Below are 14,007 nucleotides of genomic sequence, written 5' to 3' on the forward strand. Positions count from 1 at the left end.
GACTGAGATTTAAGACCGCCTACATAAGCGAAATTTTGTCTTTTTGCCCACCTCTCTCTTGTAGCTTACGGCGATATAATCAAAGCCGTTTGCCTTACCTCGCCCCATGAGGCAGTCCAGTCGTTTATCAGTATGACTCTACCACGCTCGTCTGTCTCGTATCCGTAGCGGGTGCTGTAGCCAAATTTTACGCGGGTCTTGCGCGGCGGTAGATTAAATTTCACTATATAGCGACGGGCTACTTTTTCTGCATCGAGCTTGTCGCGAAACGTCGCGCTTTAGCCGTGCGCAGTGCTGTCAAAAAGTAAAATTTCCTCGCCCGTTTTTACGCATTTGATTGCGAACTTGCGAGGTATGAGCTCGTCCTCATAAGTCCGCAGGGATGGACTTTTCTAAATTTTTAGCCCTGCCTAGGATCGTAATCGCTTTGCGCTTACATATATTTACGCACCTGTAGCAAAGCGTGCAATCATCGCCGAATTGCGCCTTTTTGCAAGCGAGCTTTATGTTTTGCATCGGGCAGGGTTTGACGCAGGCCCCGCAGCCGCTGCATCGCGATGGATCAAGGCTCGGTTTGCGCTTGGCAAAGGGGCCTTTATCCCAAATTTTCATCCAAAGTCGCTGTCCTAAAAACCCTGCGATACGACAAAGCGCGCTCAGCCCCTCTTGCGGCGGACGATTTGCACTAAGCGCCTCCGCAACGCGTCTGACTTTAGCGTCCGCCTCTTTGATTATGCGCTCGTTTTTCGCTTGCGAGTAGCCAAAAATCGCCACGTCGAGGATGAACGCGGGCATTTTGATATGAGCGCCGCCCGTTATGTTTGCGCCGAATTGTTTTAAAATTCTAGCCGCGCACCCTGCCCCGTCGCCGCTGAAAATCTCCATCGTAGCGAGGATGAATACATTTTTACCGCTAAAGCTCGCGCCGTTTCGGTAGAGGAAGTCGCGCACGATACGCGGCAGGTCGCTAAAATAGATAGGATATGCCAAAATGACGTCGTTGTGGTGCTTTAAAAGCTCGCCGCAGGCCTCGCTCTCGATCGAGACGCAGACGCCGCCAAGATGAGCGATGAGCTTATCTGCGCAATGCTTCGTGTTGCCCGTAGCGCTAAAATAGATCGCTATCATGCCCGTCTCCCAAACTATGCAAATTTCGGTGAAATTTAACCCTTACCGAACGAATAGAATTTTACGCTTTTTTTGCATAAAATTTTAAAATTTAGACGTGACGGCGAAATTTAAATATGCCGTCGCGCCCTAAAAAAGCAAAATCAATTCAGATATTTTCTGCCGCCACCATGCCAAAAACCATACAATCAGCCATGCTCATAGTACCGAGCCTACTTGCGCCGTGAACGCCACCGGTGATTTCGCCCGCCGCGTATAGCCCTGCAATCGGCTCACCGCTAGCTGCGTCGATAACCTGGGCTTTGGTATTGATCTGCACGCCACCCATACAGTAAAGAATTTTCGGGCTTGTTTGGCACGCATAAAATGGAGCTTTTGATACGTCGATACCGCCTACGTCGGCTTTTGTCAAAGGCTTGCCAAACTCCGGGTCACTTCCTGCTTTGACATAGCCGTTAAAATCCGCGATGGTTTTTAAAAACGGCTCCAGCGGAATTTTATAAAATTTCGCAAGCTCTTCCAAAGTATTAAATTTTTTGATTGAGCCTGCTTCTACGCCTTTTGACGTATAGACCGGATTATTTGCATCAACTGCGGCTTGATCGCAGATATTTACGGGGTAGTTGTCGTTATTTTCGCTCTCCGCCATGCATTTAAAGATCGCTTCGGTTTTGATCTTGCGCCCAGCGTGCTCGTTCATAAAGCGTTTGCCCGTCTTTGGATCGACGGTTAGACCATAGTCGTTAGCACAGTGATTTGAAAATAGCGCAGAAGTACCAAATCCCTTCTCGCTAGGATTGGTATAAGGATTTAGTTGAATCCAGCTGAGTTGCAAAGGATTCGCACCTAGCTTCATCGCCGCAATAAGCGCACCTGCGGTAGCGCCTGGTTGGCTTACGGTTTCGATATTGTCTTTTAGATACGGCACCTGCTGCGCGCGAAACCACTTATCCGAGCTGTATCCACCCGCAGCCAGAACGACGCCATCTTTGGCTTTAAAAAATTTTACTTCGCCACTTTTGTTTTCCCTATCGTCGCTAGCAAGCTGCGGATCGAACTTATATTCTTCGCGACACTTTACGCCTACGACGCGACCGCTGTCGTCCACGACAAAATCATCAAATTTAGTACGCTTCTTAATTACAGCATTTGCATTTTCCTCGATTGCCTTATGCATCGGCTGGATGTAGCCCGAGCCGCTAGCATTTTTGGCCTGTACGGCGCGCTTTAGCGAGTGTCCACTGGCAGATATCACCTTGCCCGAAAACTCCACTCCGATGCTTTTTAGGTATTCAAAAGCATCGCCTGCGCGGTCGTAGATGACGCCTAGCAAATCTACGTGATTTAAATTTAGCCCGTCTTTTAGGCAATCTGCGATGAAAGCCTCCTTACTATCCGTGATACCCGCGGCTTTTTGGAATTCGTTATTAGGCACCGCCATATTGCCGGCGTTAATGACGGAATTGCCGCCCGCACGGCCCATCTTTTCGATCATAAGCACTTTTTTGCCGCGCTTAAGAGCCTGAAGTGTCGCCATCGAGCCTGCAAAACCGCTACCGATAACAACAACGTCATATTCTTCGTCAAATTTTACGTCCTTAGCGTTTTGCGTTGCACTAGCACTGCTTGCAGCCAAAGCCAGAGCTCCCGCCGCGCCGATTTTCATAAAATTTCGTCTTGAAATTTCTTGCATTTTTTGCTCCTTGCGTTGAAATTTTATAGATTATACACCCACGTAGCGAAATTTAAAATTTAACGTAAAGACTTAGTGATAGAATTTTAAAAATTTAGAAAAGAAAATTTTAAAAGCGCAAATTTAAAGCGAATAAATTCCGCTCCGCTAGCCGAAGGCTAGGCGTAAATTTTAAAATTTACGGCACACGGATTTGCTCGCCGCCTGTGCGAAATTTTGCCGCCGCTATAAAATTTTAAAGTGCGCGGTATTCAAATTTAAAACTTGCGCCGTAGAATTTTAAGTGCTTTAAATTTTAAAACGCTTTGAAATGCTACGGCACGCTTTGCGGCTCTATCTTGAAATTTTAAAAACTCGCACAGTATTTCGGCGCAAAGCACGTATGGCTACTTTGCGCCGAAATTTAGTAAAGCGCGCGTTGGCAACCGCTTCGCGCCGAAATTTCGCGGGCGCTAAATTTAAGCCCCGATTGTTTCGCCCGCGATCATTCCAAAAACCATACAATCAAGGATCGCGTAGGTTCCGAGCCTGCTTGCGCCGTGTACGCCGCCGGTTACCTCGCCCGCAGCCCAAAGCCCTGGGATCGGCTCATGAGTAAGGCTAGAGATGACTTGAGCTTTGGTGTTGATCTCAAGTCCGCCCATCGTGTGGTGCACCTTCGGCATCGTGCGGCTTGCGTAAAACGGCGGCTTAGAAACGTCGATGCCGTCCAGTTTATCGACAACCTTGCCAAATTCCGGATCTTTGCCGGCTTTGACGTAAGAGTTATAATCCGCGACGGTCTTTAAAAATGGCTCCAGCGGCAGATTGTAAGCCTTCGCAAGCTCCTCTAGCGTGTCAAATTTCTTCACGACGCCCGCTTCCAAAGGACGTGAAGTATAGACCGGGTTACGCGCGGCGACAGCTTGAGAGTCGCAGACGTTTACCGGATAGTTGTCGTTTTTCTCGCTCTCGGCGATGACCTTAAAGCAAGCGTCTGCCTTAATCTTGCGCCCCGCGTGCTCGTCCATAAAGCGCTTGCCCGTCTTTGGATCAACGGTAAGGCCGTAGGTGTTGCAGCAGTGGTTGGTAAAATTTACCGCAGCGCCGAAGCCCTTCTCATCTGGCGAGCAATATGGAAGGAACTGAATCCACGACGTAAGAAGCGTAAAAGCGCCGATTCTATTTGCCGCTAGCATCGCTCCCGCCGAGCTTCCCGGATGGTTGGTGCTGTCTATACTAGGCACTACGCGCGGATCTTGGATCTGGCGGTACCATAGATCGCGTCCGTATCCGCCCGAAGCCAGCAAAACGCCGTCTTTAGCTTTGTAGCTCTTTTTCTCGCCGCCTTTGTTTTCCAGATCGTCGCTAAAGAGTTTCGGATCAAATTTATACTCCTCGCGAGCTTCTACACCCACGACACGACCGCTGTCGTCCACGATAAAATCATCAAATTTCGTGCGGGTTTTGATCGTGACGTTAGGATCGTTTTGAAGTTTACCCATCATCGGCTGGATGTAGCCCGAACCCGAGCCGTTGGTCGATTGCAAGCTTCTTGCGACGCTATGGCCGCTCTCAAAGATCAGCTTATCGCTAAACTCCGCTCCGCAGCCCACCAGAAGATCTACCGCATCGTTGCTGCGATCAAACATCACGCCCAAAAGATCGGTATGATTGAGCCCGAGCCCGTCTTTTACGGCATCAGCGATAAAAAGCTCCTTGCTATCTTTGATGCCCTGCGCTACTTGAAATTTATTCATAGGAGCCGCCATATTTCCGCCGTTGATGACGGAATTTCCGCCCGCGCGACCCATCTTTTCTAAGATAAGCACCTTTTTACCGCGCCCGCTAGCTTTAATCGCCGCAGCAAGTCCCGCAAAACCGGTGCCGATGATGACGATGTCGTATTCCTCGTCAAATTTTACGTCCTTAGCGTTTTGCGCCGCACTTGCGCTACTAGCTCCCAGCGCAAGTGCCCCCGCACCCACCGCGCTGATTTTTAAAAAACTACGTCTTGATACGTCTTGCATTTGCAACTCCTTTAATTGAAAGTGTATATTTAAAAGAAATGATAACTCGAATTTAAAGGTAAGTCAAATAGAATAACGTTATAAATAGATAGTAAAAAGCTATGAAATATGGGCGTTGATATAAAATTTTGAAATTCGGCTGACGGGCGGACGGAATTGAAATTTTAAAATTTTATCAGGCGCTCGTTTGCAAAATGCTTGTAAACGCAAAAGCGCAACTCGGCGCGAAAATCGCAATAAATGCAAAATCCGCGCCGAGCTTTAAAATTGCTACGCCTTAGCGAGCGACTTTAAATTTAAGCGTTTGCAGATCGTAATTATTTACCTGCTCGTATTGCATATCCTCGATAGAGATCGCAGGAAGCGCGCACGAGCCCGCCATGATCACGTTTATCGGAGTATAGATAACGCCGCTGCTATTCTCTCCATCTCGCGGATCATAATAGAAATAGCCGCTTTTTGGGAAGCGAAGCACTCGGTCATACAGATACTCCGTGTGCTCTAGTGCCACGCTATCTTGCATGCCCTCGACTCTAGTCTTTGCAGCCGAGCCTAGGCGCTCATTGACCGCCTCAAAGCAGCTAGGCATAGCCTCGTCGATTACGAAATTATAAAGATAATAATTCGCTCGCCAGCTGATCTTAGAGTAAATTTTCTGCCCTACTTTAAGCTTGTTTAGATCGACTATGTTGCCGCGAGCATCTATGAATTCGCGGTAAATTTCAATCCTCTTGCTATCCATAGAATGAGCGTTTAGGCTCTGTATGCTCAAAACCTCATGCTTTAAAGGCGCGCTTTCATATCCAAAGCCAAGAGCGGTAAAAAATAGCTCGCCATTGCCGCTCATCGGCGTAAATTCTATCGCGCCGTCTTTGACCGCTAGTTTGGTATCCAGCGGTGAATTGAAATTTTTCGTCTCGCCGTCGTATTTTAATGCAAAATGGGCTTCTTTTTTCACGTCCTTAAAATACGCATCAAATCCGCGTATGACGCTCGCTCGCTCCTGCGTGTTGTTTATATTTTTTAGATCGCGAATGATCGCATCGACCGTGCGAGCCGTGCTATCATCTTTGATGCCAGCCTTGCCGAATGCATAGAGCTTAAAGGCAGCGTCTCTTATGTCGCTAGCAAATGTCAAACCCGCTCCGTTATCAGCGTAATCGTAATTCGCCTCATCTATTTTTTCGAGCATAAATTCAAACTCAGTCGTCATATTGTGCTTTTTAAGTATCGCAGCCAAGGCAATGCTAGCCATAGGCGAGTCTTTATAAAGATCGTTGTCGTAAACGAAATTTATCTCATCATCATCGAGTTTGCCATATTGATCCAGCACGAAATCCGCGTATATGCGGAGCGTATCCTGATCTTTGTAGCTTGATTTTAGCGCGCTAAAAATTAGCGATCTTTGCTTATTGCTAAGGAATTTATAGCGCGTATCAAGCTCTAGTAAAACGTCGCTTGCGTAAATCGAAGCGTAGTAATTAGTAACGCCGTGAGCGCTCCAGTATCCAAAATCGCCGTTAGGTTTGAGGCGAGATAAAATTCTACTTGCATACTCATTTACGCGGTTGGTTAAGGTTTTATTGGAGTCTTTGCGTGCGACATAATCAACCGCTATCATTCTTGAAGCGAGCTGTTCGGTGCAGCCGTAAGGATAGAGATATAGCTCGTCCGCTAGGCTAAAAGCGTTAGGCGTAGCGCTGATGTGAGTATAAATTTCTTTATAACTCGGATCGATTTTGAGCGTTACCGGCTTATCGCCGTAGCTTGCGTGAAATAGCTTCGAGCGCGGGAACTGGCTGATTATGTCAAATTCCACATCGTTACTAAATTTTTGCCCGTTTGCGTCAAGATCAAATTTAATATTTGCATCCGCAATATCAAGCGCGCTCGCGGTGAAGTTCGTATGCTTGACCTCAAGCGGTTTAAGCGTGAAATTTGCCTCGCCGCCGCTTATAGCAACCGAAGGAGATGAGCTGATTTTCAAGACCGCCTTTTGCTCCTTATCGGTGGTGTTGATGAGCGTTAGCGGCACGGAAATTTCATCGCCGCGCACCATATAGGTTAGATCGGCGGGCTTTATAACGACGTCGTCTCGGACCTTGGCTTCGACGTTTGCAGAGCCGATCGTAGCCGTCTCCCCGATAGCCATGGCACTTAGTCGGATCGTGGAGTTGAAATTTTTCGGCATCGTAAGCTCAAATTTCGCCTCGCCGTTTGCGTCTGCTTTTGCGATCAGCATTTTGATAAATTTTTTCTGCTTTTTGTTTTCGACCGGGCTTAAATTTCGTTTAGCTTTCGCCATCACGCCGTCTCCGCCGAAGCTTAGCTCTTTAGCAGTAGTTTGATACACGCTAAGATCGTCGTAAATGTCGAAGTATCGCAGCGCAAAATACGCGCTAACGTCAAACGCCTTAAATGCATCGAGCTCCTCTTGTGAGACGATATCTAAAATTCCAAGATCGACCGCGTATAGTATGACTTTGGAATTTGGCTCGCTTTTTACGCTGATCTGCGCGTTTTGCCCGTTTTTGTAGCTTTTCTCGGCTAAAATTTGCACGTTAGCCTTGTGCGAGCTCGCATCTAGCGCCACCGGCACATTTGCATAGGCTCTAAGCGGCATCGCAGCGGGTGTCGCAGCGCGCGCTATTACAGCGTTGATGTGTCCTCCGACGAAATTATCCGGTACGCTAAGCTCAAATTCCGCGCTACCGCCTTTGATGGATAGAATTTTATAGTCGTAAACCTGCTCTCCTACGAGCGAGATATTTAGCACGCCGCTTTCTACCGGAGAATTGATGACGCCTTTAATTTTATCTCCGGCTTTAACCTTGTCGCTTGCGAGCTTGATTTTAGCGCTTTGAACGTCTTTAGCATTTACCCGTCCATAATATCCCCAGCCGCTTACATCCACGCGCACGCCAGCACTTGCGCCGCTTGAGTAATCGTTTGCGACGATTAGATAATTGCCGCCGTTTTGGAATTTATACTCAAACTCGCGCGCATCGGTGCTAACGGCGCTTACGAGATTAAAGCTTTCTTGCTCGACGTATCTGTTGCCGTCATAAACGTAAGTAAAATCGTCGCGGTAAATTTCAACGTCGATCTTGCCTTTGACGTCGGTTTTGGTTTTGGAATCTAGTAGCGCAAAGCCGAATTTTACGCTATCGCCGCTTGATATGAAATCTTTGTTCGCGCGAATTCCTACGATACGATCATAAGGCAGATAGCTTAGGCTGCGATATGCGTTTACGTTTTTGCCCTCCTCGGTTACGCTGAAATTTAGTAGAATATTTATGGCGTTAGAGGCATTTAGATCAGCTGCTGCCGGAGAGAGTGCAAGCTCTTTTTTGCCGGCGGAGCTTAGCGTAAATTCTGCTCTGCGAAGCTGCGTAGCGCCCTTTTTCTTTAAGCGATCGTTTAGAAACGAAAAACCCTCGTAACCTTTAATTTTTAGCTCTTTTTCATAGGCGTTTGCTTCCAGCGAGCCTTTCAAATCTCCAGCCGGCGCGCCTGCAAGATAGTTTGAGCTTAGCTTTAAAGTGATGATCTCATCTGCGCCATATTCGTCTTTGGCAGTGAGAATTTCATTTTTGATGCGGTTTGGGACGAAATTTTCTACGCTGAAGCTTTTAGAAGCGATGATTTTATCCTCATAGATGAGATCCAGGCGGTAAGTGCCGCTTTTCTCACCCATCAGCTCATCGATTTTAACACTGCCGAACTCATCGGTGTTTTGCGCGCGCGTGATGACCACAGTGCCGCTAGGATCGTAAATTTTAAATTTAATCGGCGTATTCTTTAAAGAGCTAAAATCGCGATTTTTCATCACGATCGTGCCTAAAAGCCGCTCGTTCGGGCTTATCAGCTCACTTGCAAGATAAACAAACGGACGCTTTGCAGTAATCGTTTTCTCGACGCTTGCTACGGCGTTATTAAACAGCACGAACGCATGCTCATCGCCTTTGCTAATCTCGATAGAGCGCGGATTTTTGGCTAGAATTTCCATATTTTCTAATCGTAAAATTCCATCTCCATCCGTTTTATCCTCCGCGATTAGCTCGTTTTTATCGCTGTAAATTTTAACCTTCGCCCTGCCTAGCTCCTCGCCATTACTAAGCCTAGAAGTATAAATTAGCGCGCCACGCTCAAGCAGCACCACTTGAGCCGTAATGTCGCTAAGATAGGCTACGCGCGAAACCTCTTGCATCTTTTCGCCCACTTTGTAAAACGCCGTGATTTTATAAATTCCATCCTCGTAGCCTTTAAAATCCATCGCGATTTTATGCTCCGCAACGGCGTTTTTAGCGCCTCCTATATCAAAGCTCTTAACCGCGATCTCGCTAGCTAGCCCACCTACACTATCTTCGTTGCTTTCAAAGTTTAAAAAATACCTAAAATTTTGCTCAGGGACTTTAGCAATCGAAATTTTAACCTCATTTATGTTTGAGCTTTTAAATGCCAACGAAGCGGATTTTGGGATAAAATTTTTCTCGTCGCTAAAGGCTACGAAAGGCAGCCTATCGCCCATTTTTACGCTTTGTTTTATCTCGTCACGCAAAATATATGAGCTATCTCCGAAGCCCTTTAGCAGCCTGATCTCGTAGCTTTTATTCGGCATAAACTCGTCGCTAACTATATCTGCATAGTAGTAGCATGAAGGATCGTCGCTTTCGCCGCCCTCTTCATCTTCGTCGTAATAATAATAATATCGCGGCTGAGTGAGGCTAAATTTACTCACACCTGCGATTCTTACGTATTTGGCGGACAGCTCGTCCATATAGTTAGGAAAACACACTCTAGCTGCGAGCGAGCCGTCTTTTAGAGCCGCGGGGCGGATCTGCACGCCACTTAAATTTGAAGCGTTAATGCTGTCATTAAAAGGCTCCTCGTCCGTGCGCAGCTCCACCGGATTTTGCAGCTTTGCGCCCGCTTTTGAGGTGAGGGATTCTATTTGCAATACGACGTTTTGCGCCTTAGGATCGAAGCTGAATAAAAAATTCCGATCATCGTGCGAGCTAAGCTCATAGGATATGTCGTTTTGGGCTAAATTCTGCGCGCGGTAAATTCTAGTCGCTTGCTGTAGCGCGTCCTTGCTAACCGCATCGTTAAATTTAATTGCCACTAACCCCGGACGCAGAAGCGCGATATGCTCGGTGCTAAAAGGCTCTGTCTCAAACTCAAAGCGCACCCCGCGCGCCTCGCACGAATAATTAACCCCGGCGCTAAGCATCGGCTTAGGATAGAGCCTGATTGAGCTCTCGCTCACGCTTTCGTAGGTGCCTGTGATTTTGGGAGTGCATTTTAAGATCTGCTTTTGCGTGACGCTAAATCCACTGCCGTCCACCCCGCTAATCTCGTAAGCCCCGCTAGCGTATTTGATCTCTACGCCTGCGGCAAAGCTAGCCAAAGCGCAAAATAGCGCTGCGCTTAGTAGTTTTGTCTTCATAAAATTCCTTTGCAAAAATTTTATGAAATTATATACAAATTAACCTTTTATTTTCTTTCATTTACTCTAAAATTTGCTTTAGCGAAATTTGCATTTTCATCCAAGCAGCCAAGCTCGAAATCCCCTGCGCCGAGGTTAAGCGTAAAAGCCTCGCCGTTAGTGCGCGCAAAATATTCTCCCGTTTTAACTTTAGAATTTGCAGGCGCTAGGCTTTGCGTAGTAAAATCTCGTGCCGTGAAATTTTGCTGCGAGGAATTTCGATCCGCGAAATTTTTCGCTGTGAAATTTTGAGCCTCCAAATTCTGCTCTGCAGAATTTTGCAAGATAGAATTCTGCGACATCAAATTCTGTGTAGCTGGATTTTTAGTTATAAAATTCCATCCCGCAGAATTTTGCTTCGTAAGATTTTGTGATTTTAAATTCTGTGGCGCTGAATTTTCTCGCATAGAATTTTGTGCTGTAGAATTCTGTTCTGCAAAATTTTGCTGTACTAAATTCCGCTTTAAATTATCTTGCTGCGCCGCGCTAGAATGCTTGGAATCCAAATCCGCGGAATTCTCCCCCGTAAACGCAGTGGAATTTAGCGCTATAAACTCCCGCGAACCGCCGCTTAGCCTGATATATACCCGCTCGCCGAAAACCGCCGTGCACTGCACCTTTAGCCGCAAAAAGCCGTCCGCGCCGGTCTCGTAGGTTTTGGCATTGATGTCGTTTAGCACGGGCTTTACGGCGGCAAATTTAGCCGCACACCTTCCTGCGCGTACCTTTTGCGGATCGACCAGCCCGTGTTTTAGCAGATAAAAAAGCTCGCTCGTGCCGTAAATTTCGCACTCCTCGTTGGGCTCAACCCCATCTATAGTAAGATCATCGGCACTTTGCGCACACTCCTTTTCGCGGTACGCGTCGGTGCATACCCGCCGCAAGCTCACGCCCGCGGGACGCGCAAACTCCACTTCGCCTAGCATGCCCGATTTATCGAGGAAGGCAAACATATTAAACGCCACTTTTGCGGCACTTACGCCGCCGCTAAGATCCCTGGTCTTGGAGCCGTCGAAGTTGCCGAGCCACACGCCGAGGGTAAATTTCGGCGTCAGAGCGACGGTGTAGAGATCGCGCGCATCGGCGCTCGTGCCAGTTTTAAACATCATAGGCGGCGCATTTAGGGTGTTTTGCCACACCGAGCCTAGGTAGGAGCGCGGCGCGTTTCTTAGCATCTGCGTTACGATGTAGACGCTCTGTGGGGTTAAAATTTTAGCATCGTCGCCGATCTTTGCGCCCGCTATTTCGAGCTTTCGTAGCTTTCCGCCATTTGCAAATGCACTGTAAAGGCGAGTAAGATCCATTAGGCTCATCGAAATGCTTCCCAGAGCGATACCTGCGCCGTAATAATCCTTGCTAAACTCCGTCAGATGCACATTTGATAGCATCTCATACAGCCCGTCGCCCTCAAGCATCAAATTTAGCTTCACCGCAGGGATATTCAGGCTAAGGCTTAGCGCGTCCGTCGCACTCACCGCGCCCATGAAGCCTTGGTTGTAGTTACGCGGCACGTAGCCCGCGAAGATTATCGGCGCGTCGATCAGCTTTTTTGAAGGGGTGATGAGCCCGTGCTGCAGGGCCTTAGCGTAGATGAAGGGCTTTAGCGTAGAGCCTACATTTTTTTGCGAGCGCACGCCGTCGTTTTGCCCCTCATTGGCACTAAAATCGTGGCTGCCGACATAGGCGATCACGCTCATGCTTTCGTTGTCGATCAGTACCGCAGCGCCATTTCTAACGCCCTTATCGCGCAGAGAGAGAATCTCGCTTTTTAAAAAGCCCTCAAGCGCGATCTGGGTTTTTAGATCTAAATTTGAATAAATTTTACCCTCGCTTAGGCGCACAAGCTCCTGCGCTCGCGCAGTTTGCTCCTGAGGCTGCGCGCCCCCTTTAAAGTTTTCGAAATCTTCCTGCGTCTTGGCGTTCGGATCGGAATTTATCTGCACCTGGGCGGCTAAAGCGAAATTTTGCGGCACCTTGGCGTTGGGAGCGGAATTCGCCTGCGATTCGGCGCTTGCAGCAGAAGCCGTCTGCATTTTGGCATCCGAAGCGGAATCTGTCTGAGCATTAGCGTTCGACGAAGCGAAATCCGTCTGCGCCCTAGTGTCCGAAGCGTAATTTATTTGCGTAATAAAATTTACACGCAACCGCTCGCCAGAGCTTGTATCTGCGCTAAAATTTTGCGGCAAACGCGCGGTATCTTGCCGATTGTTTAAATTTAGATCTTGCGAATTTTGCGGCTCTTGGTGCGGATGTGCGGCACCTATGGCATTCTGCCGCTTGTTTAAATTTATATCCGCACTCGGATTTTGCGGCGAATACTCGGTTTGCGATTTATTTGAATTTGTATCTGCGCTAAAATTTTGCGGCAAACGCTCAGCATCTCGTTGCTCGTTTAAATTTAGATTTTGTGGCGAATGCGCGGCATTAATTAAATCTTGCCTCTCATCCAAATTTGCGCCCTCTCGTTCATTTTGTTTTACGCTTTTTGATTCATTCGGTTTTGCGCCTGCCTGTGACTCTGCGACTTCGCGCTCGTTTAAATTTAAGCTCGTTTGTTCGCTTAAATTTAAACTCTTCGGCGCATTAGTTTTAAAATCCGCCTCTTTGGGATTTATTTCTTTCACATCCACTCCCGCCTGCGTGTTTGCGACGCTTGATAAATTCGTCCCAACCTTCGCCGTAGCCGTAAAATTTGTTTCGGCACTAGCCGCGTCCGAAAAATTTGACTCTGCTGCCGCGGCTCTGTACGCAGACGAGCCTGCTTGCCCCGCTGCTCCGCCAGGCGCTCCGTTAGAATCAAAATTTTGAGTGAAATTTACGTAATCTTTGGCGGTAAAATTTTGCATTTTATAATTGCTAAACGCTAGCAGCGCATAATGCGGCGCGTAATTGGGCGCTGCATAGCGTCTGGGCGAAAACGGCTCTGCGATGGCGCGCTCGTACTCGCTTTGCGAGATCACGCCGCCCTGCCGCAGCTGCGAAATTAGGCGGTTTTTAAGCGCGTTGATGTTTGATCTGCGGTCTAGGCGGTTTTTGTTCGGGTTTTTTGGGATCACGCTAAGAAGCGCGATTTGAGCGTTGCTAAGCTCGCGCAGGTCCTTTTTGAAGTAAAAATACGCCGCGGTTTTGACCCCTTCGATGTTGCCGCCGTACGGAGCGAGGTTGAAATACATCCCCAAAATTTCATCCTTGCTGAAGTGCCACTCCAGCTGAAAGGCGTTGAAAATTTCGATGATTTTGTTTTTGTAACTGCGCTGTTTGGGGCGCATCATACGCGCGACCTGCATCGTAATCGTCGAAGCTCCGACGCGCTCGACGTTGCCCTCGCTTTTTTTAGTAAAATTTTGCGTAAAATTATACGTAGCCGCGCGCAGGATTGAGGCTGGATTGACGCCGAAATGGTAGTAAAAATACCGATCTTCAAAGTAGATTGCGCTTTGTTTCAGCCGCGGCGGTATCTCGTCTGCGGCTGCGTAGAAGCGCCAAATTTGATCGTCGCTGATCTGCATATTTAAAATTTCGCCGTTTCGGTCATATAAAATTCTACTCTTCTGCTTATTTAGCATATCCAAATTTAGCGGATAAAGCGCGTCCAAGATCAAAAACATGGCGAATGCAGATGCGCAAAATAGCGCGATTTTTAACGTAAATTTTAGAAATTTCATCGCGCAATTATATCAAAGAATTTT

At 47.6% G+C, this 14,007-nt stretch carries 6 protein-coding genes; all 6 read right to left on the bottom strand.

The annotated features are described in order from the left end of the window. Positions 1-65: 65 nt before the first annotated feature. The 6 genes from KH703_RS01630 to KH703_RS01655 all read right to left on the bottom strand — a co-directional run bounded on the left by KH703_RS01630 (position 66) and on the right by KH703_RS01655 (position 13,983). Entirely contained in the window at positions 66-224 is a 159-nt protein-coding gene (locus tag KH703_RS01630; RefSeq protein WP_304293557.1) for a hypothetical protein, read from the bottom strand. A 142-nt stretch (positions 225-366) separates the two neighbouring features. Continuing rightward, positions 367-1,128, bottom strand: coding sequence for an EFR1 family ferrodoxin (locus KH703_RS01635; RefSeq protein ID WP_304293559.1), 762 nt, complete (start codon positions 1,126-1,128; stop codon positions 367-369). A 148-nt stretch (positions 1,129-1,276) separates the two neighbouring features. Next, positions 1,277-2,821 (bottom strand): flavocytochrome c, encoded by a 1,545-nt coding sequence (locus KH703_RS01640; RefSeq protein WP_304293561.1) that lies wholly within the window; start codon positions 2,819-2,821, stop codon positions 1,277-1,279. A 458-nt stretch (positions 2,822-3,279) separates the two neighbouring features. Beyond that, a complete protein-coding gene (locus KH703_RS01645; protein WP_304293563.1) occupies positions 3,280-4,830 on the bottom strand; it encodes a flavocytochrome c in 1,551 nt (516 codons plus the stop codon). Positions 4,831-5,107: 277 nt separating this feature from the next. Beyond that, positions 5,108-10,279 carry an alpha-2-macroglobulin gene (locus tag KH703_RS01650; RefSeq protein WP_304293565.1) on the bottom strand — a complete coding sequence of 1,724 codons (5,172 nt, stop codon included), beginning with the start codon at positions 10,277-10,279 and terminating at the stop codon, positions 5,108-5,110. A gap of 47 nt (positions 10,280-10,326) precedes the next feature. Continuing rightward, positions 10,327-13,983 (bottom strand): transglycosylase domain-containing protein, encoded by a 3,657-nt coding sequence (locus KH703_RS01655; RefSeq protein WP_304293567.1) that lies wholly within the window; start codon positions 13,981-13,983, stop codon positions 10,327-10,329. Positions 13,984-14,007 lie beyond the last annotated feature (24 nt).

Origin of the sequence: Campylobacter gracilis (genome assembly GCF_018374135.1) — a bacterium.
GTDB classification, from domain to species: domain Bacteria; phylum Campylobacterota; class Campylobacteria; order Campylobacterales; family Campylobacteraceae; genus Campylobacter_B; species Campylobacter_B gracilis_A.

Excerpts from the sequence above, each read along its gene's own strand:
- KH703_RS01650 (WP_304293565.1), bottom strand. The coding sequence starts at position 10,279 with ATGAAGACAAAACTACTAAGCGCAGCGCTATTTTGCGCTTTGGCTAGC.
- KH703_RS01640 (WP_304293561.1), bottom strand. The coding sequence starts at position 2,821 with ATGCAAGAAATTTCAAGACGAAATTTTATGAAAATCGGCGCGGCGGGA.
- KH703_RS01645 (WP_304293563.1), bottom strand. The coding sequence starts at position 4,830 with ATGCAAGACGTATCAAGACGTAGTTTTTTAAAAATCAGCGCGGTGGGT.
- KH703_RS01635 (WP_304293559.1), bottom strand. The coding sequence starts at position 1,128 with ATGATAGCGATCTATTTTAGCGCTACGGGCAACACGAAGCATTGCGCA.
- KH703_RS01655 (WP_304293567.1), bottom strand. The coding sequence starts at position 13,983 with ATGAAATTTCTAAAATTTACGTTAAAAATCGCGCTATTTTGCGCATCT.